The organism is Pseudoduganella sp. GW821-FHT11H04 (assembly GCF_058807935.1).
In genome coordinates this window covers 221,625-241,528 of record NZ_JBXARE010000005.1, presented here as the reverse complement: position 1 = coordinate 241,528, position 19,904 = coordinate 221,625, and the positions used below count along the sequence as shown (strand labels likewise).

12 protein-coding genes are annotated in these 19,904 nt (G+C 61.1%); 10 read left to right on the top strand and 2 right to left on the bottom strand.

The genetic code is table 11. From position 1 onward, the window contains the following. Positions 1 to 239: 239 nt before the first annotated feature. A complete protein-coding gene (locus AC1RTP_RS14100; protein ID WP_498608254.1) occupies positions 240 to 3,134 on the bottom strand; it encodes a TonB-dependent receptor in 2,895 nt (964 codons plus the stop codon). A 354-nt stretch (positions 3,135 to 3,488) separates the two neighbouring features. Continuing rightward, positions 3,489 to 6,272 carry a TonB-dependent receptor gene (locus AC1RTP_RS14095; protein ID WP_498608253.1) on the bottom strand — a complete coding sequence of 928 codons (2,784 nt, stop codon included), beginning with the start codon at positions 6,270 to 6,272 and terminating at the stop codon, positions 3,489 to 3,491. Between the two features lie 246 nt (positions 6,273 to 6,518). Between AC1RTP_RS14095 and AC1RTP_RS14090 the strand changes: the two genes are divergently transcribed. The 10 genes from AC1RTP_RS14090 to nusA all read left to right on the top strand — a co-directional run bounded on the left by AC1RTP_RS14090 (position 6,519) and on the right by nusA (position 19,885). After that, positions 6,519 to 7,454, top strand: coding sequence for an ABC transporter permease (locus AC1RTP_RS14090; protein ID WP_498608252.1), 936 nt, complete (start codon positions 6,519 to 6,521; stop codon positions 7,452 to 7,454). A gap of 8 nt (positions 7,455 to 7,462) precedes the next feature. Continuing rightward, positions 7,463 to 8,482 (top strand): ABC transporter permease, encoded by a 1,020-nt coding sequence (locus AC1RTP_RS14085; RefSeq protein ID WP_498608251.1) that lies wholly within the window; start codon positions 7,463 to 7,465, stop codon positions 8,480 to 8,482. Position 8,483: 1 nt separating this feature from the next. Then, on the top strand, positions 8,484 to 10,157 hold the full coding sequence (locus AC1RTP_RS14080; protein WP_498608250.1) for an ABC transporter ATP-binding protein: 1,674 nt from the start codon (positions 8,484 to 8,486) through the stop codon (positions 10,155 to 10,157). A gap of 58 nt (positions 10,158 to 10,215) precedes the next feature. Next, positions 10,216 to 12,432 (top strand): ATP-binding response regulator, encoded by a 2,217-nt coding sequence (locus AC1RTP_RS14075; protein WP_498608249.1) that lies wholly within the window; start codon positions 10,216 to 10,218, stop codon positions 12,430 to 12,432. 29 nt (positions 12,433 to 12,461) lie between these two features. Continuing rightward, positions 12,462 to 13,424 (top strand): VTT domain-containing protein, encoded by a 963-nt coding sequence (locus AC1RTP_RS14070; protein WP_498608248.1) that lies wholly within the window; start codon positions 12,462 to 12,464, stop codon positions 13,422 to 13,424. 239 nt (positions 13,425 to 13,663) lie between these two features. Then, positions 13,664 to 14,674, top strand: coding sequence for a glucokinase (locus AC1RTP_RS14065; protein WP_498608247.1), 1,011 nt, complete (start codon positions 13,664 to 13,666; stop codon positions 14,672 to 14,674). A 169-nt stretch (positions 14,675 to 14,843) separates the two neighbouring features. Further along, a complete protein-coding gene (scpB, locus tag AC1RTP_RS14060) occupies positions 14,844 to 15,578 on the top strand; it encodes an SMC-Scp complex subunit ScpB (RefSeq protein ID WP_498608246.1) in 735 nt (244 codons plus the stop codon). Next, complete coding sequence (gene rluB, locus AC1RTP_RS14055) at positions 15,565 to 17,562, top strand: 23S rRNA pseudouridine(2605) synthase RluB (protein ID WP_498608245.1); 1,998 nt, start codon at positions 15,565 to 15,567, stop codon at positions 17,560 to 17,562. Before scpB ends, rluB begins: the two co-directional genes overlap by 14 nt. 272 nt (positions 17,563 to 17,834) lie before the next feature. Beyond that, positions 17,835 to 18,323, top strand: a complete 489-nt coding sequence (rimP, locus tag AC1RTP_RS14050) for a ribosome maturation factor RimP (protein ID WP_498608244.1) — start codon at positions 17,835 to 17,837, stop codon at positions 18,321 to 18,323. Then, positions 18,320 to 19,885, top strand: coding sequence for a transcription termination factor NusA (nusA, locus tag AC1RTP_RS14045; protein WP_498608243.1), 1,566 nt, complete (start codon positions 18,320 to 18,322; stop codon positions 19,883 to 19,885). Before rimP ends, nusA begins: the two co-directional genes overlap by 4 nt. Positions 19,886 to 19,904: the final 19 nt, after the last annotated feature.

Genomic DNA, 19,904 nt, shown 5'->3' with positions numbered 1-19,904 from the left:
TGGAATCATTCTCGGTAGAAGCATGTCAATTTAACGATCTTCTAACTTAAATTATCGAAATTGTATGCTGTTGGCTTATGTTCTCTGATTTTTACGGCAAAAATACACAACCATTCATATATTCAGTCATGAACTTTACTTTTATGAAATTTGTTACCAAGTGTGACTTGTTGTGATCGCGCTACATAAAAAAGAAATCCCCGCCAGCTTGCGCAGGCAGGGATTGACAGGGAGGGCTTTTAGAACTTATAGCTGCCGGTCAGGTAGAAGGTGCGGCCCAGCGGATCGGTGTAGCGGCCGTCATAGCCAACCTGGTTGCCGCCACCGGTGTCGCGGATCGACAGTGGCGGATCCTTGTCCAGCAGGTTGCGGATGCCGCCAGTGATCGACCAGTTCTTGTTGAAGATGTACTTGGACTGCCAGTCGAGTGTCGAGTAGGACTTCACCTTGCGGCCCTTCAGGTCCGTGTAGCCGCCCAGGGTGCCGTCGGCGTTGACCACGCGGATGCGGCCGTCGTCCTCCACGTACTCTTTGTCGGCGTAGCCGGATTTGTAGTTCACGGTCAGCGAGTTAGCCCACTGCTCGCTCGATTTCAGCGAGAACACCAGGCGCTGGATCCAACGGAAGGTCACGTCGTCATAAGAGTCGAAGCGGCCGATGCTGCTCTCGGTCTTGTTGCTGCCGGGATGGTCGGCGTCCGGCACAGTCTTCTCCGCTTTCAGCATATAGGTTGCAGACCAGTTGGTGGTCAGCTTGCCGATCGGGGTGGTGGTGCGGAAGGTGGCGTCCATGTCGACGCCGCGGTAGCGCGAGCTGGCCAGGTTGAGCGGCGACTGGGTCATCACCAGCACTTTCGACTTCTGGATCGGGTCGAAGTAGATGGTGGCGTACTTCATTGCCAACGCTTCGGTGCGGAAGAGCATGTCCTGCGACAGGTTCTGGATCTGGTTCTTCAGCTTCACGTCCCAGACGTCCACCCCCAGGGACAGCGAATCCATCGGCTCCAGGCGGATACCTACCGAACCCTGCTTCGAGGTTTCCGGCTTCAGCGCGTCGGCGCCGGTGCTTGGGTTACCCACGGTCAGCAGGCCGTACTCCTGTACCCCACGGCAGTAAGGGAAGCGTGGGTCGGTCGCAACCTTGATCGGGCAGTCGAAGAAGTTGGACGAGCCGGCGTTCTTCAGCGGGTCGGAGATGTTGTTCATGGTCGGCGCCTTGAAGCCGGTGCCATAGGAAGCGCGCACCATCACTTCTTTCGACGGCTGCCAGCGGGCGGACAACTTGTAGGTTGCCTTGGACACATCGGTGCCTTGCTTGCCGGCCGGCGAAGCATTGCCATTCACGTCGTAGCTGGTGTTGCTCTTGTCGACTGCCTGGTAGCTATCGTAACGGGTCGATGCGGTCACCGACAGGTTTTTGATGACAGGCATTTCCAGTTCGGCGAAGGCGCCCCAGTTATTGCGCTTCGCATCCAGTGGCTGCGAGCCGGTGCCGCCGCCGATCACGGTGTCGGTCCAGCCTGGGTTGCCTGGGCCAGGGCCCATCAGGATCTTGCTTGGGTCGTCCTTGTAGTGCTGGATGGTGTAGTCGGCGCCCAAGCCCAGTGCAGCATTGCCGCCACCCATGGCCCACAGCTCGCGCGACGCGTGGGCGCTCATCACGTCGATCTTCGACTTGATGGTTTCCAGGTTTTCATGCAGCACGGCCGGCGCCAGGATAGAGGCGGCATTCGGGTTGATGATGTAAGGGTTGTAGGTGCCGGCCTGTACCAGGGACTCGAACTTGTCGCCGCTCATGTAGCCGCTGACGGCCTTGTCGGTCTGCTTGTTTTCGGAGTGGGTATAGGTTGCGTTCAGCGACCAGTCGGCGACTTCGGTGTCCAGTCCAACCGAGAAGTGCAGGGCCTTGGTGCCCCAGTCGTCGGCGCGGCCCCCTGCATCGAGAGCGCGGTAGTACAGCCAGGCATCGGTGACCTGGGTCGGGTCGATGCCTTGGCCAGCCAGCAGCGGTTCAACCGATGCCTTGTACGGCACGATGTAGACCGGGCTGACGGTCTTCACGCCGGTTTCCGGATCGGTGCTCATGGTGGTGAGCGGCTGTGCCGGCGCCGCGTAGCGCGCGGTGCTGGTGAACTTGGAGTAGACGAACTCGCCGGTCAGGCGGGTCGTCTCGTTGATCTTCAGCTGGCCGGTGGTGAACAGGCTGTCGCGCTTGAGCTCCGGCAGCAGTTCTACGGTGGCGGCATAGTCGTAGCGGCAGACGCCGCCGCGCGCGAAGGTGTTCGGGCCGCTGCACTTGCCGTTGTTGACCAGATCAGGCGAGAAGGCGACGTCGTTGCCGGCGGTGTCGACCACTTCGGCATTGGCTGGGATCGAATTGATGGAGTTCTGCCAGGTAGCGAATTGTTTGCCGTTCAGGGTGAACTTGCGCACGCCGGAGTTCGCGAACTCGCGCTGGTCCGCGTTCAGCGACTTGCTCTGGTCATGGCTGTAGGACACCATCACGTTGAAACCGTCTGTGTCCAGATTGCCGAAGCCCTTGGTGATCGACACGTTGGCGCTCTGCCCGCCCTTGTGCTGCGGACGGTTGTAGGTGGCGTCGATGCTCAGGTCGGTCTGGTTCTTTTTCAGGATGAAGTTGACCACGCCGGCGATAGCGTCCGAACCGTACAGGGTGGAGGCGCCGTCAGTCAGGATTTCGACGCGGTCGACCGCTGCCAGTGGAATCGACGCCAGGTTGACCGCGCTGCCGGTGCCGTAGGGCGCCATGCGCTTGCCGTTCAACAGTACCAGGGTGTACGAGGTGCCGATCGAGTGCACTGATGCGCTCTGCACGCCGCCGCCGCCGCCGTTGATCGAGGCGGATGAGGTGATCATGCCCTGCATCGAAGGCAGCAAGGCCACCAAGTCGGCCACGTTTTGCACGCCGGTCTGTTCGATGTCTTTGTGGCTCAGGGTCTGGATTGGCAGCGAGCCTTCCTGGGCGATTCGCTTGATGGAGGAACCGGTAATTTCAACGCGCTGGATGGCTTGATCGGCTTGCTGGGCGAAGGCCGGCGCTACGACGCCGGCTGCCAGCAGGCCACTTGCGCAAAGTAAGCGAACTGCGCTGGATAAGGTGTTTTCTTTCATCATGATCCTGTTATCTCTCCCGAAAAATGACAGCATTCAATCTGGTAAAACCTTGGCATCAGGTTGTAGGTACTGTCTGGCAAGAGTGGCTAGCACGCAATACACTAGAAATAACAAGTCACAAATTCTTACAAAACTTCAAAAATGAACGTAAAGCGAAATGCTGCAAGATGCCTGCATTTTGCGAGAAGTTTGCATGCGGTAGCGTGTCGGATGAGCGATAAAGCGAAAGATATTCGGCAATGTATCTTTCGCTTGTGGCTGTTTGCATCTGTTGGTTTGTGTAGACAAGCGGCTGAGTCGGGACGAAAAAAAACGGCACCGAAGTGCCGTTTTTTAGGGAATTAACTTACGAGATCAGAAGAACTTGTAAGAAGCGCCCAGTTTGAAGTAGCGGCCGATCGCGCCGGAAGCGTCCATCGGGTTGTAGCTCATGCCACCGTAGGTCAGCGGATCCAGCGGTGCGACTTTGTCGAACACGTTGTTGATCGAAGCGAACAGGGTCAGCTGCTTGCTCCAGTTGTAACGGGTAGACAGGTCGGTGGTGGTGAACGATGCGATCTTGCAATCGGTGGTGCCAGGCTGGCCGTTAGCCAGCTTGGAAGCGCACAGGTCGCCTGCGAACAGCACGTTGTCCATCTTGCTGCGGTAGTTGACCATGCCCGCAACGTTCCAGTTGCCGTAGTCCCAAGACGCGTTCACGTTGATCTTGTTCTTAGGCGTACCAGCGCAGTTCGAAGTGTCGCAGTTGCCGTGGGTACCGTTGAATTGGTACACGGTGGTTGCGGACTCGTGACGCTTCCAGGACGCGGTGTGGGTCCACACCATGCCCAGGTTCAGGCGGCCGTAGTCGCCCAGGCGTACGCGCTGCTTAACGTCCAGGTCGATGCCGCTGACTTCGGTGAAGCTGGAGTTGCGGTATGGAGCCTGGGTCAGGATCAGGGTGCCGGAGTTAGGAACAACTACACCGCCCACGACCAGGTTGTTGTCGTTACGGATTGCGGTTGGCAGGGCAGCCGCTTCGTTGTATGGCAGTGGGTTGATCTCATCGCTACGCTTGATCTTCCATGCATCCAGCGCCATGCTGGTGCCATCGAACGGATCCCAAACGATACCCAGGGTCGAGCCCTTGGAGGTTTCTGGGCGCAGGGAAGCGCTGCCGACCTTCACAGCTGCAACAGGGATCGCGCAGTCGGTAGAAGTCGCGCCGCCGGCTGCAGGAGTGCCGCCTGGGCAACGGATTGGGTCACGCACGGTGGAGGTGCCGGTCGACTGCGACAGTGGCGAACCTTCAGCTGGGCCTGGAGCACGGAAGCCTTCGGTGTAAGTACCACGGAAAGCGAAGGACTTGATCGGGGTCCACTTGAAGCCGGCTTTCGGGGTGGTGGACTTGAAGTTGTCGTACTTGTCGTAACGTACGGCAGCGCTCAATTCCACGCCTTTCAACACTGGAGCGATCAATTCGGCGAAGACTGCCGATACCTTGGTGTCGCCGAAGGCAGCCACGTAGGAGGAGTTGATCGAACCGTCTTCAGAGCCAGACAGCGATGGGTTGGACAGCTTTTCGCGGCGGTGTTCCGCGCCAATTGCCAGACCCAGGTTGCCGCCTGGCAGGGCCATCAGTTCACGCGAAGCGTGGAAGTCGATCACGTCCAGCTTGGTGGTCGAATCCGAGGTCGCGTTGGTGACCATGGCAGCGTACAGGGAAGCCGGGTTCTTGGAAGCTTCTGCGCCGATGTAGTATGGGAAGTACTGGGAAGTTGGATCGCCCAGTGCTGCCTTCAGCACGTTCAAACGCAGCATATTGCTGTAGTCCAGGTGCAGCTTGGACTTGGAGTGGGTCAGGCCGCCATCGTAATCCCAGCCTGCCAGCGAGCCCTTGACGCCCACGACGAAGCGGGTGAACTCGTTGTTGGCCGAACGGGTGCTCGGGCCCACGTCAAACGCGGTGTAGCGGATGCGGGTCGCTTTGCCGAACGGGTTCTGCGGGTGGGTTGCGCCCATCAGAGCCAGCGCGCCGTAGTTCACGAAGCCCAGTGGGTTGGTGGCGTTCGGTGGGAAGGCCACGGTTGGGGTCACCGACGGTGGGGTCAGGGTGAACGAAGTGTCACGCTGGGAGTAGCCGGCTTCAGCGTACACCTGGGTGTCGCCGTTGACTTGCCAGGTACCGCGGGTGTACAGGTTCTTGGACGTGATGTCCGGCTGCATGTCGCGGAACTGGTCCTGGTGCCACAGGCAGCCGCCGTTCGCGCCGGTCTGGTCCTTGGTGGTGGACAGGGTCGAGCAGCCTGGCAGGCCGACGTAATCCAGGGTGGTTGGGTTACGGATCGCGCCAGCTGGGCCGGCCGAAGCGTTGTTGTTGCCGGCGATGTAACCGCCTGCGAACTGGGTGCCTACTGGGAAGCCGTACGGACGCAGGTCGCCATGGCCGATGTGGCCGCGGTCAGCACGATCCTTGTTCTTGATACGGTCGGAGTCCATGAACTCGGCATTGATCACCCAGTTGAACTTGTCTTCGTCCAGGTTGCCTACGCCGTAGGTGATGGAAGCTTTGTTTTGCTTGCCGTCGTCGTATTTGGACCAGCCGGTATCGCCCTTGACTTGCAGGCCTTCGAAGTCCTTGCGCAGGATGATGTTGACCACGCCTGCGATAGCGTCTGCACCGTAGGTGGAGGATGCGCCGTCTTTCAGGATTTCGATGCGTTCAACGATTTGCATCGGTACGGTGGACAGGTCGGTGAAGCTCTTCTGGCCGTCGTCAGCACGGGCGAATGGCGCCATGCGGCGGCCGTTCAGCAGCACCAGGGTGGAGGTGGCGCCCAGGCCGCGCAGCGAAATGGCGGTTGAGCCGGCGGCGAAGCCGTTACCGAAGCCGGTTGGCAGAGAGCCAGCGCCGTCGACGGTCAGGGTTTGCAGGTATTCAGCAACGGTTGCTTTGCCGGACTTCATCAGGTCTTCTTTGCTGATGACCTGGATTGGCGATGCGGTTTCCTGGGTTGCGCGCTTGATGCTCGAACCGGTAACTTCCACGCGCTGCATTGGTTGTTGTGCTTCTTGCGCGAACGCTGGTGCGGCCAGGGTGGCGACCATACCGCTAGCGCAGATGATGCGAACGGAACGGGCCATGACTTTTTCCATCATGTTGCTATCTCCAAAAGTTGGAATAAAAAACGAGCGACAGCTATTAATACTGCTTCTTGGTGCTCCCAATAGAGGAACCATTTCCCTATGATTCCTTCCGGCAAAGATGAGATCATTCGGGCTAAGATTGCGTCAAATAAAAATTGGTATTCGATACAAAATTAGGAAGATCCGTCTCATTTACGAAACAAATTTAAGTGAATCGCTTATTATTTGATGTCAAATGTAGTTGTTAAAAGGTGAACGATGGTTTTATACATGTTGCGCCGCGTAGTACAAATGCTGCCGACGATGCTGGGCGTCGTTGCGCTGGTATTTGTGCTGTTTAATTGGGTTGGCGGCGATCCGGCTTTTATCTTGGCCGGCAAGATGTCGGACGCAGCCAGCATCGAGAACATTCGCCGTCAGTTGGGCGTGGATCAGCCTTGGTTTGTGCAACTTGGCATCTTTTTGAAGCAGATCGCTACTTTTGATTTCGGCCAGAGCTGGGCCACCGGCGAAGCCGTGTCGGACATCATCAAGACACGCCTGGGGCCTTCACTCACCGTGCTGCTGCCGTTGACCGTGCTGGAAACGGTGCTGGGCATTGCGCTGGCGCTGGCCGTGGCCTTTGTGCGCGGCTCGCCGACGGACCGCATGTTGATGGTGGTGTGCACGGTGGGCATGTCGATTTCGATCCTGGTCTACATCATCGTGTTCCAGTATTGGCTGGCCTATAAGGCGGGCTGGTTCCCGGTCCAGGGTTGGGGCTCGGGCTTGCTGGAGAATTTGCGCTTTGCCGCGCTGCCTATCCTGATCGGCCTTGCTGTTTCGCTGGCGCCGACTTTGCGGCTGTTCCGCAGCTTTGTGCTCGATGAGGTGGGGCAGGACTATGTGCGCACGGCGCGCGCCAAGGGCTTGCCGGAGCGCCGTGTGATGTGGGTGCATGTGCTGCGCAATGCCGCGATCCCGATCATTACTTATGTGATGGCGAATTTGCCGGCGATGCTGATCGGCGCTTTCCTGCTCGAACGCTTTTTTGGCATTCCGGGTATTGGGCGCGAGGTGATCCTGGCGGTGGAGCGTTCCGATTTCCCTGTCATCAAGGCAATCACCGTCTACGTTGCCGTGGCCACCATGGTGTTTAACCTGCTGACCGATTTGCTGTACCAGGCTGTCGATCCGCGCGTACAGCTCAAATAAGGAAGCGCATGCACGCAATTCATGATTCGGCCGGCTTGTGGACGCTGGCCTGGCGCCGGCTGAAGGCTGACCGTGTCGCGATGGCGGCGCTGGCTGTGGTGGGCGCATTCCTGCTGCTGCTTGCCGCATCGGCCAGCGGCCTCGTTGCCGCCGACTGGGAAGAGGAGGTTGCCGCGAACTATGCGCCGCCGGCTTTCGCCGCGACTGCCGTGCCCAGCGCGGCGAGTGCGCCGGAGGCAGTCAGCGCCGGGACGCCCCCGGCCAACGAGTTCGACCCGCTGGCGGGCGATTTGCGCGAGCTGCGCGCGACGCTGGGCAAGGCCGTTGCCGAGCCGACGGCCGTGCGGGCGCCAAGCTTGTTGTTTGGCGCCGACAAATGGGGCCACGACGTCATCAAGAAAACCATCAAAGGCGGCGAGACCTCGATCGTGGTTGGACTGGCTGCTGCTGCGCTGGCTGTCGGCCTGGGCACGCTGTTCGGCGCCGTCTCCGGCTTCCACGGCGGCCTGGTGGACGACTTCTTCAACTGGTTCTACAACGTCTTTACCTCGATCCCCTCGATCCTGATGATCCTGACGGTAGCCGCCGTGCTGCAGCAGAAGGGCGTGTCGACCATTGTCCTGATCCTCGGCCTGACCGGCTGGACCGGCCCCTATCGCCTGATCCGCGCCGAATACATCAAGCACAAGGCGCGTGAATACGTGATGGCGGCCGACGCTATCGGCGCCTCCGCCTGGAGCAAGATGTTCAAGCATATCTTCCCCAATGTGAGCCACGTGGCGCTGGTGCAGGTTTCGATCCTGGTAGTCGGTTTCATCAAGGCCGAAGTGATCCTGTCCTTCCTCGGCTTCGGCGTGCCGGTCGGCGTGCTGAGCTGGGGCTCGATGCTGAACGAAGCCCAGAATGAACTGATCCTGGGCAAATGGTGGCAGCTGACCGCCGCCGCCAGCGCTATGGCCTTGCTGGTGACCGCCTTCTCTCTCTTTGCCGACGCATTGCGCGACGCGCTCGACCCTAAGGTGAAATGACATGCTGCTCCAGGTCCGCAATTTGCGCATCAGCTTCCGCACCGACAAGAAGAACACCTTCGAAGCGGTGAAAGGCATTTCTTTCGACATCCCGCAAGAGCGCACGGTGGCCCTGGTCGGCGAGTCGGGCAGCGGCAAGTCCGTCAGCTCGCTGGCGGTCATGGGCCTGCTGCCGCAGCAGAGCACGATCATCGACCCGCAAAGCAGCGTGCTGTTCGAGGGCAGGGAAGTGCTGCGCCAGTCCAGCGCCCGGCGGCGCGCCATGTGCGGCAAGGATATCGCGATGATTTTCCAGGAACCCATGTCTTCGCTGAACCCCGTGTTCACGGTCGGTTTCCAGATCGGCGAAGTGCTGCGCCAGCATATGGGCATGGACGCGCGTGCTGCACGAGCGCGCACGCTCGAACTGCTGGAAGAAGTCGGCATTCCCGATCCGGCAGCGAAAATCGACGCCTACCCGAGCCAGATGTCGGGCGGTCAGCAGCAACGCGTGATGATCGCCATGGCGATTGCCTGCAAGCCCAAGCTCCTGATCGCGGATGAGCCGACCACCGCGCTGGACGTCACGATCCAGAAGCAGATCATGGAGCTGATCGCCAGCCTCCAGAAGAAGCACCGCATGTCGGTGCTGTTCATCACCCACGACCTGGGGCTGGTGGCGGAAATCGCCGACGAAGTGATCGTCATGCGCCACGGTGAAGTGCGCGAGGCCGGCGACGCCCGCACCGTGTTCGCAGAGCCGAAAGACCTGTACACCCGCGCGCTGTTGCACTGCCGGCCATCGCTCGAAGCGCGGCCGGTGCGCCTGCCGGTGATCAAGGACTATATGGAAGGGCGCTTCGGCGGCGGTGAACAGCTGCCGCAGCGTACACGCGGCACCGCGCCCGGCGACGAGATCGTGCTCGACGTGCAGGGCCTGAAAAAAAGTTTCTGGCTGCGCGAGGGCCTGTTCGGCAAGCGCGAGTTCCAGGCTGTCAAAGGCGTCTCCTTCAAACTGGCGCGCGGCAAAACGCTGGGCGTGGTGGGCGAATCGGGCAGCGGCAAGTCCACTGTCGGCCTGACTTTGCTGCGTCTGCACCAGGCCAGCGGCGGCAGCGCCCTGTTCGAAGGACGCGACCTGCTGGCCATGAGCGCGAAGGAATTCCAGCCCTTCAAGCGCCGCATCCAGATCATTTTCCAGAATCCTTATGCCTCGCTGAATCCGCGCTTCACGGTCGGCCAGATCCTGCTGGAACCCATGCGCCTGCACCGTATCGGCGCCAATGACGCTGAGCGCATGGAGCTGGCGCTGGCGCTGCTGGAGCGGGTAGGGCTGCCGCAGCAGGCCTATCATCGCTACCCGCATGAATTTTCCGGCGGCCAGCGGCAACGCATCGCCATCGCCCGCTGCCTGACCATGAAGCCTGAAATCCTGGTGTGCGACGAATCGGTGTCGGCGCTGGACGTCTCGGTGCAGGCGCAGGTACTGAATCTGCTGCAGGACCTGCAGGATGAATTCGGCCTGTCCTATATCTTCATTTCGCACGACCTGTCGGTGGTGAAGTACATCTCCGACCAGGTGATGGTCATGCACAAGGGCGAAGTGGTGGAAATGGCCGATTCGGACGCGCTTTACCGCAATCCGCAACACCCCTATACCCGCTCGCTGCTGGCGGCCATTCCCAAGGCCGCGTGATCGTGGCAAACTGAGTTCCCAACGCCGCATACCGCGGCTCTCCGACTGGAGCAGGTCTTTGCGTTCAAACAAGGTTGCCTCCATCGCATTACTCGTAAGCGTGGCGCTGACGGCCATCGTCAGCGCCGTGCTGATGGTATTCGCCGCCTATTCTTATTCCACCGAGAGCGACAAGCGCTGGCAGGAGCTGCAGCGCGTGCTGAATATCAGCGCCGACCAGTTGGCGCTGGGCGTGGCGCTGCCCGCCTGGAACCTGGATGAAAACCAGGTGCTGTCCATCATGCGGGCCAGCATGAACCAGCGCGACCTGCACGCCATTGTGATGTACGCCAGCGGCAGCAAACGCGCCTACGTGGTGCAGCGCGGCGCCGGCGACAAGCTGGAAACTGGCCGCCCCCTGGAAACCGCGCCCGATATGCTGGTCGCCCAGCGACCGATCACGATCGACGGCACGAGCATCGGCACCATCAAGGTATTCGTTACGCCGGCCTATCTCCAGCAGGAGCTGCGCGAGCAGCGCCGCGACGACATGCTGGCCATCCTGCTGCTGGCGGTGGTTCTGGTGGCCAGCGTGTATGGTTTGCTGTGGTTCCTGATCCTGCGTCCGCTGAAGGCCGTGGGCCAGTACGTCACCGGCGACACGCCGCAAAGGGCCTGGTTCTTCGGCGAGCTGCGCACCCTCAAGGAATCGATCCACAAAATGTGGGCGCTGCTCGATAGCCGCTACCGCGCCATGCGCGAAAGCGAAGAGCGCCTGAGCGTGGCCACGCGCGCCGCCAGCATCGGCATCTGGGACTGGGACGTACAGCATGATGAACTGGCGCAGGACGATGAAATCATGCGCCAGTACGGCCTGAAAACCCGGCTGGGCGGCGGCAACTACAAGGCCTGGCTGGAGCACGTGGTACCCGCGGACCGCGAACGGGCGCGCGCCGAAGTCGCGGCGGCGCTCAAGGGAGAGCGCGACTTCTCGCTGCAATTCTGCATACGCCGGCGGGATGGCGCGGTGCGGCACCTGCGTTCGATGGCGCGCTCCTTCCGCGACGAACAGGGCAAGGTCGTGCGCATGGTTGGCGTCAGCATCGACGTGACCGAAGCCACCGAGACCGAGCAGGAATTGCGGCGCCACCGCAGCCACCTGGAAGAACTGGTGGCCGAGCGCACCGAGGCGCTGTCGGTGGCCGTGGCCGAAGCGCAATCGGCCAGCCGCGCCAAGAGCGTCTTCCTGTCCGCCATGAGCCACGAGCTGCACGCACCGCTCAATTCCGTGATCGGCTTCTCGCGCTTGATGGCCCATTCCGCCACCATGACGCAGGATGAGCGGCGCAATATGGCCATCATCCACGGCTCCGGCCAGCAGCTGCTTACCCTGATCAACGACATCCTCGAGCTGTCCCGGATCGAAGCCGGCGAAGTCGCCCTGCACCGAGAGGCAGTCGACGCGGCGCAGTTGCTGCGCGATGTCGGCGACATGGTCGACGGACGCGCCGCCAAGGCCGGCGTTGCCATCAAGCTCGAATGCTTTGCACCGCCGCGCGCCATGATGCTCGACGGCGCCAAGCTGCGCCAGGTGCTGCTCAACCTCGCTGCCAACGCCCTGAAGACCGAACGCGTGGGCAGCGTCACGCTGGCGCTGCGCAGCACGCCCTTGCCGGGCGGCCGCCATGTCCTGGCGTTTGCGGTGCGCATGGCGCCGGACAGCGCGGCCGAAACCCAAGGCCTGGGACTGGCGATTTCGCGCCAATACGTGCGCATCATGGGCGGCGAACTGGAAGTGGAAGCCATGCCCGGCCGCGGCACCCAATTCCACTTCACGATCGAAGCGGCGGAGGCCGAAGCGGGCGAAGTGCCGGCCAGCCTGCCGCGCCTGGCGCCGCGCGACCAGGGACGGTGCCTGCTGGTAGTGGATGACGGCGTCGATAGCCGGCACCTGCTGCGCAGCATGCTGGTGCCCGCTGGATTCGAGGTACACGAAGCTTCCGATGGCGCGGCAGCGCTTGACTCTATCGCCCAGCTGCAGCCCGAGCTCGTGCTGCTGGACTGGCGCACGGCGGGTGTCGACGGCTTGGAAACGACGCGCCGCCTGCGGGCTGACTCCAGCCTGCCACAGCCGCGGGTCATCTTGATGGCATCGCCCGCTTTCGGCGACGAACGCCAGCAAGCGCTGGCCGCCGGCGCCGACGACGTCCTCGGCAAGCCGGTGGAGCAGTGCAAGCTGTTCCACCTGCTGCAACAGCAACTGGGGCTGCAATACGTGGAAGGGGTCCTGCCTTAGGCGTCGTTTTGCGCTACCATAGACGAACTATGGCTAACCTAATTACCTTGTTGCAGCAGTATGGTGTCCTGATCGTCTTTGCCGTGGTGCTGGTCGAACAGATGGGGTTGCCAATTCCTGCCTATCCGATCCTGATTGTCGCCGGCGCGCTGGCGGTTGATGGCGGCACGCCCTTCCCGGTGGTGCTGGGCATCGCCATGCTGGCCTGCCTGATCAGCGATTATTTCTGGTTCCGCGCCGGACGCCACTTCGGCAAGCGCATCCTCAAGCTGCTGTGCAAGATTTCCCTGTCGCCGGACTACTGCGTCAGCCAGACGGAAGACAATTTCCGCAAATGGGGACCGAAATCGATGGTGGTGGCCAAGTTCATCCCCGGTTTCAACACGATTGCGCCGCCAATGGCCGGCGCGCTGGGTACCACGGTGCCGGTTTTCCTCGGCTTCAGCCTGCTCGGCGGCCTGCTGTGGAGCGCCACCGGCCTGGCGATTGGCGCCTATTTCCATTCGGATGTCGATAAAGTCCTCGACGTGCTGTCGACCATGGGCTCGACCGCGCTGACTGTGCTGGCGATTTTGCTGGGCTTGTTCGTGCTGGCCAAGTTCATCGAACGTCGCCGCTTCCAGAAAGCCATGCAAACCGAGCGCATCAGCATTGATGAGCTGAAAGAACTGCTCGATGGCGGCCACGACCCGGTCATGATCGACGCCCGCAGCGCCACCGCCCAGCTGCTCGACCCGCCGGTGCCGGGCGCATTGCTGGTTGGCTCCAGCGATCCCGTGTCGGTGATCAAATCGCTGCCGAAAGACCGCCACATCATCGTCTACTGCAGCTGCCCGAACGACGTCACCGCCGCCAAGGTCGCCAAGCAACTGCACTCCCACGGCTACAAACGCGCCAAGCCCCTGCACGGCGGCCTGGACGCCTGGAACACCGCATTCCGCAGCGAAAGCGAATCCACCGCCACCACGATCGTCGTCGAGTCCCATCACTAATTAAAGTCGGGGTCAGCTCCGGCTTATCGGGGAGCTTTGCGCTTCGCGCATGTCCGATTGCCGGAGCTGACCCCGACTTTTTTTGCGCAAGCATGAGTAGTCATACTACTGCCGAGATATCCCGCAATGTAGTATTTGAAGCTAATTTTTGCGGTTCTTGTACTCAAACTACAAAGAAATCCTTGCGTCTCGGCTAACATATCCCTTAGCATTAGGGCTCAACTTAACCGTTAGTGCCCATGACTGCTCAGACTCACTCCGCATCGATCGCCGCCTATTCGAGCCCGCGCCTGCTGGCGGATGTGGGTGGTACTAATGCGCGGTTTGCGCTGGAGCTGGCGCCTGGCCGGATTGAGTGCATCCATGTGCTGGCCGGGGCTGCGTATGCGACGCTGGCTGATGCGCTGCAGGCTTACCTGGCGCTGCCGGATGTGGTGGCTGCTGCTGGCCTGGGTATCCGTCACGGTGCAATTGCGATTGCGAATCCGGTCAATGGCGATTTCGTGAAAATGACTAACCATCATTGGGAGTTTTCGATCGAGGCGCTGCGCCTGGCAGTCGGCTTCGAGGTGCTGGTGGTGGCGAATGATTTCACTGCGCTGGCGCGTTCCCTGCCTTTGCTGGCGGCTGACCAGAAGCACCAGGTTGGCGGCGGTGTGCCGCAAGCCGGTGCGCCGCTGGGCTTGATTGGCGCTGGTACCGGCCTGGGCGTGTCGGGGCTGATTCCTTCTGCTTCGGGTTGGACTGCGCTGCTGAGCGAGGGCGGGCACGTCAGCTTCCCGCCGATGAATCCGGATGAAGTGGCTATCCTGCAATATGCGTGGACCGAGTTTCCGCACGTGTCGGCCGAGCGCCTGCTGTCCGGCGTGGGCATTGAATTGATTTATCGCGCCCTGGTGGCCCAGCGTGGTCATGAGGAGCCGGTGCTGGCGGCGCCGGAAATCGCGCGCCGTGCCCTGGCCGGTGAGTGCCCACTGTGCGACGATGTGATCGAACACTTCTGCACCATGCTTGGAACCATCGCCGGCAACCTGGGTGTGACCTTGGGTGCGACGGGCGGTATTTATATTGGCGGTGGCATCGTGCCGCGCTTGGGTGAGCGCTTCGATCGTTCCGGTTTCCGTGCCCGTTTTGAGGAAAAAGGACGCTTCCATAACTACCTGGCGGCGATCCCGACCTATGTGATCACGGCCGAGTACCCGGCCTTTGTTGGTGTTTCGGCAATCCTGGCCGAGCGCCTGGCTGCATAAGTAAAAAACACTTCTAGCCGGTTTTATCAGGTACAATTGCCATAGTTGGATGAAGCGGCGCCTGTCGCCCGCCTTGTTTTCGCCCTGAAAACGCACTCCACTGAGACTCTCGCCCCGGCGCGTAGCGGTCCGGCGCCTTCTTACATAGTTTCACAACCAAATGTAGTGTATGGATAATGCAGAGGCTAAGAAAGTCCTCGAAGCTGCGCTGCTATGCGCCCGTGAACCCTTATCGATCCACAGCCTGAAAAAGCTGTACGTCGAAACCGACGACCAGGGCAATTCGCTCGGTGTCGGCGTTGGCGGCGATACGATCAAGGAATTGTTGGAAGAGTTGCGCCAGGATTGGCAGGGGCGCGGCATTGAGGTGGTCAGCCTGTCGAGCGGCTGGCGCTTCCAGAGCCGGCCTGATATGAAGATGTACCTGGATCGCCTGAATCCGGAAAAACCGCAGAAGTATTCGCGCGCTACGCTGGAAACGCTGGCGATCATCGCGTACCGCCAGCCGGTAACCCGTGGCGATATCGAGGAAATCCGCGGCGTCGCGGTGAATTCGCAGACGATCAAGATGCTGGAAGACCGCGGCTGGGTCGACACTGTCGGCTACCGCGATGTACTGGGCCGCCCGGCTTTGCTGGGCACGACCAAGCAGTTCCTGGACGACCTGGGACTGGAATCGCTGTCGCAACTGCCGCCACTGCAGGAAATCAGCGATCCGCAGAATGAAAATCCGCTGGAAGTGCTGGAAGCTCGCCTGACAGAGAACTTCGAGAAGGCGGCACACGAAGCACAAGCAGCAGAAGAAGAGAAAGAGGCGACGCCGGACGAGGCGCCGTCGGTAATAGACGACCCGGCGCCCGAAAACGTCGAGCCCTTAGCAGAAACGAATAATGAACAAGCCTGATAACACCACCGAGACCGGCGCTCCGCTGGCTGACGCTACCGCTGCGAAGCCAAAACGCCGTACCAAGGCCCAGATTGAGGCCGATAATGCTGCCGCACTGGCAGCCGGCGAGACTCCAAAGCCTAAGCGCCGAACCAAAGCTGCTGTCGCAGCCGAGGCAGTGGCGGGCGAGCAGCCTGCTGCAAGCGCGGAAGCCGCTCCAGTGAAGAAGCCGCGCGCCAAGAAGGTTGTCGCGGCGGAATCTGCACCGGCAATGGAAGCTGCGCCGGTTGCCGCCGTAGCTCGGCCTGCTCCTGCGGAAGCTGAGCAGGGCGGCGAAGGTGTTGAGGGTAAGGATCGCGGCCGTGCGCCGCGCGGTCCGCGCCAGATGCGCGAACAGCGCGCGCAGCGCCAGGCTGAAAAAGCAGCAGTGGTGGCGGCTACCACTGCCGAATCGGCTGGTGAGCCAGCTGAAAGTTCGGCTGCTGCGGGCGCCGAGGGTGGCGAGGGCGCGAGCCCTTGGCCAGCCGCTGTCCCGGCTGAAAAGCGCCACGACAAGCACGGCAAGCATAAAGGCAAGAAAGGCAAGCATGGCAAGCCTGCGCATGGCGAGAGCCAGGGCGCGCAAGCCGGCGAAGCTGGCCAGGGCCAGAAGCCGCGCGTACACGGCGCCTTCGGCAACAAGATGAAGGCCAAGGACAAGTCGTCCGAAGCTGATGCGGTGTTCTCCTTTGTGACCTCCGACGCGTTTGACCGCGACGAGGGCGGTTCCGGCAAGCCTTTGAAGGCGCGCCGCGACCTGACGGCGGAAGACGATGCACCGAAGCTGCACAAGGTGCTGGCGGAAGCGGGCATGGGCTCGCGCCGCGATATGGAAGAGCTGATCATCGCCGGCCGCGTGTCGGTGAATGGCGAGCCGGCCCACATCGGCCAGCGCATCCTGCCAACCGATGCGGTTCGCATCAACGGCAAGCTGGTGCAGCGCAAGGTTTCCAAGAAGCCGCCGCGCGTGCTGGTCTACCACAAGCCGGCCGGCGAAATCGTGTCGCACGACGACCCGGATGGCCGTCCATCGGTGTTCGACCGCCTGCCGACCATGAAGACCGGTAAATGGCTGGCCGTTGGCCGCCTGGACTTCAATACCGAAGGCCTGCTGCTGTTCACCACATCCGGTGACCTGGCTAATCGACTGATGCACCCGCGTTACAACATTGATCGCGAATACGCGGTGCGTACGCTGGGCGAGCTGGAAGAAGGCATGCGCCAGAAGCTGCTGGCCGGTGTTGAGCTGGAAGACGGCATGGCGCAGTTCACCAAGATCGCTGATGGCGGCGGCGAAGGCGTCAACAAGTGGTACCGCGTGGTGATCGGCGAAGGCCGTAACCGTGAGGTGCGTCGTATGTTCGAGGCGATCGGCCTGACCGTGTCGCGTCTGATCCGTACCCGTTACGGTGCGCTGACCCTGCCTCCGAACCTGAAGCGCGGCCGTTGGGAAGAGATGGAAGAGAACACTGTGCGCGATTTGCTGACGGCGGTGGGCTTCAAGAAAGAAGGTGGCGCTGGCGCTGGTGACGGTGCCAAGCCTCAGGGTGGCCAGGGTAAGCGCGAACGTGAGCGCGAGCCGAATGGCAATCGCATGGATGTGAGCAACAAGAACGCGGACCCGTTCCCGCAGGCGCCGCGCGGCGGCCGTGGGCAAGGCCAGGGCGGGTTCTTTGGTGCACCGCGTCATGGCGGCGCCGGCTTTGGTGATCAGCAGCCGGGCGGCTATGGCCGTGGCGCTGCCGGCGGCAAGGGTAAGGGTAAGGGCGCCGGCCAGGGGAAGGGGCAGGGACAGGGGCAGGGGCAGGGCAAGGGTGCTCCTCGCCAGCCGGATCCGCTGATGACCACTTTTGGCTTCGCTGGCCAGGGGCATGGCCACGGCCAGGGGCAGCAGCGCCGCGGCGGCCACCAGCCGCGCGGCGGGGCGTCCGATCACGGCATGCCGCGCCGCCGTAAGGGCTAAAACCCGGTAAACCTGGGTCAGACCCGAGGGTCTGACCCTCCCATTGCCGGGTTTAAGGTGTTGGATTTTAAGCACCTTGCTATTGTTACGCCCCAGTCTGATGTGGTATGCGGCATTGCAGCGATACCAATATCACGCTATAATGAGCGGCCTAGTTAAAGTCCTTCGCAGTTTATTTTGCTGAGAGTGCTTTCATCTGGCTGCAGTAACGAAAGATGGGCAGTTGCCCATTTTTTTTTGGTTGAATCGTTTTAAGTATCTGGAGATTTTCTTTGCAACTGCCTGAATTGATTGAAAAAACCGTCGCTGGCCTCGGCTACGACCTGGTCGATTTCGAACGGGCCGAACGCGGACTGCTGCGTGTTTATATCGACTTCACGGCGGAAGATGCAGAAGAAAAAGGCCCGATCACGGTTGAAGACTGCGCCACGGTGAGCCATCAGCTGTCGCACTTGCTGACGGTCGAGAATATTCCTTACGAACGTCTCGAAATTTCGTCGCCTGGCCTGGACCGTCCGCTGCGCAAGTTTGCCGACTTCGTCCGCTTTGCCGGCTGCGAAGCCATCGTCAAGCTGCGCATGGCCATTCCTGGCACTGCGAACCGCAAGTCCTACCAGGGCATCCTGACGGAGCCTGAGGGCGAGCAACTGGGTATTGAATTTGAAGGTAAAGAAGGTCCGGCGGTGCTGAATTTCACGCTCGCGGACATTGATAAGGCACGCTTGGTGCCGCAGGTGAATTTTGGGAGCCGCAAAGCATGAGTCGCGAAGTATTGTTATTGGTTGATGCGCTGGCGCGCGAAAAGAACGTCGACAAGGAAGTCGTGTTCGGTGCGCTTGAATTCGCACTGGCGCAAGCCACGAAGAAGCGCTATGAAGGCGAAGTGGATATTCGCGTTTCGATCGACCGTGAAAGCGGCGAGTTCGAGTCCTTCCGCCGTTGGCACGTGGTGCCTGACGAAGCCGGCCTGCAGCTGCCTGACCAGGAAGTGCTGCTGTTCGAAGCGAAAGAACAGATCCCTGATATCGAAGTCGATGAATACATCGAAGAGCCGATCGAATCCGTTGAATTCGGCCGCCGCTTCGCCCAGGACACCAAGCAAGTGGTCCTGCAGCGCGTGCGCGATGCAGAACGCGAGCAGATCCTGCAAGACTTCCTGGAACGCGGCGACGCGCTGGTTACCGGCACCATCAAGCGTATGGAACGCGGCGATGCGATCGTCGAATCCGGCAAGATCGAAGCCCGCCTGCCACGCGACCAGATGATCCCGAAAGAGAACCTGCGTATCGGCGACCGCGTACGTGCTTACATCCTGCGCGTTGACCGCAATATGCGCGGCCCGCAAGTGATCCTGTCGCGCACCGCGCCGGAATTCATCATGAAGCTGTTCGAACTGGAAGTGCCGGAAATCGAACAAGGCATGCTGGAGATTAAATCCGCTGCACGTGACGCCGGCGTGCGCGCCAAGATCGCTGTGCACACCAACGACAAGCGCATCGACCCGATCGGTACCTGCGTCGGCATGCGCGGTTCGCGCGTGCAGGCCGTGACCGGTGAACTGGGCGGCGAGCGCGTGGACATCGTGCTGTGGTCGGAAGATCCTGCGCAATTCGTGATCGGCGCGCTGGCCCCTGCCAACGTGTCCTCGATCATGGTTGACGAAGACAAGCACGCCATGGACGTGGTGGTTGACGAAGAAAACCTGGCAATCGCCATCGGTCGCTCCGGCCAGAACGTGCGCCTGGCTTCCGAGCTGACCGGCTGGAAGATCAACATCATGACCGCGGAAGAATCGGCCGACAAGCTGGCCGCCGAAACCGCCTCCGTGCGCGCACTGTTCATGGAAAAACTGGATGTGGACCAGGAAGTGGCCGACATCCTCGTGGAAGAAGGCTTCAGCAGCCTGGAAGAAATCGCTTACGTGCCGATCTCCGAGATGCTGGACATCGAAGCGTTCGACGAAGACACCGTCAACGAGCTGCGTACCCGCGCCCGCGACGCCCTGGTAACCGAGGCAATCGCTTCGGAAGAGGGCCTGGAAGGCATGGAAGAACAGCTGGTTGGCCTGGAAGGCATGGACCGCGTCACCGCGGGCAAGCTGGGCCTCGCAGGCATCAAGACCCTGGCAGCATTTGCCGGTCTGGCCTACGACGAGTTCGGCGCCATCCTGGCCCTGTCGTCGGAGCGCGCACGTGAATTGATTTCGAATGAGTTTGAGAATGTGACCGACGATGAAATGAAGCTGGTCGACGGTAAGTACGATGATCGCGCCAAGGCCCTGCAAGCCAAGGCTTGGGCATCGTCCGAAGCCGCCAAGGCCTAAGAAGTAGAAGCAGCTTTAA

What these genes read in the sequence shown, in the direction of transcription:
- AC1RTP_RS14100 (WP_498608254.1), bottom strand. Translation starts at nt 3,134, where the DNA reads ATGATGAAAGAAAACACCTTATCCAGCGCAGTTCGCTTACTTTGCGCA.
- AC1RTP_RS14095 (WP_498608253.1), bottom strand. Translation starts at nt 6,272, where the DNA reads ATGATGGAAAAAGTCATGGCCCGTTCCGTTCGCATCATCTGCGCTAGC.
- AC1RTP_RS14090 (WP_498608252.1), top strand. Translation starts at nt 6,519, where the DNA reads ATGGTTTTATACATGTTGCGCCGCGTAGTACAAATGCTGCCGACGATG.
- AC1RTP_RS14085 (WP_498608251.1), top strand. Translation starts at nt 7,463, where the DNA reads ATGCACGCAATTCATGATTCGGCCGGCTTGTGGACGCTGGCCTGGCGC.
- AC1RTP_RS14080 (WP_498608250.1), top strand. Translation starts at nt 8,484, where the DNA reads ATGCTGCTCCAGGTCCGCAATTTGCGCATCAGCTTCCGCACCGACAAG.
- AC1RTP_RS14070 (WP_498608248.1), top strand. Translation starts at nt 12,462, where the DNA reads ATGGCTAACCTAATTACCTTGTTGCAGCAGTATGGTGTCCTGATCGTC.
- AC1RTP_RS14065 (WP_498608247.1), top strand. Translation starts at nt 13,664, where the DNA reads ATGACTGCTCAGACTCACTCCGCATCGATCGCCGCCTATTCGAGCCCG.
- scpB (WP_498608246.1), top strand. Translation starts at nt 14,844, where the DNA reads ATGGATAATGCAGAGGCTAAGAAAGTCCTCGAAGCTGCGCTGCTATGC.
- rluB (WP_498608245.1), top strand. Translation starts at nt 15,565, where the DNA reads ATGAACAAGCCTGATAACACCACCGAGACCGGCGCTCCGCTGGCTGAC.
- nusA (WP_498608243.1), top strand. Translation starts at nt 18,320, where the DNA reads ATGAGTCGCGAAGTATTGTTATTGGTTGATGCGCTGGCGCGCGAAAAG.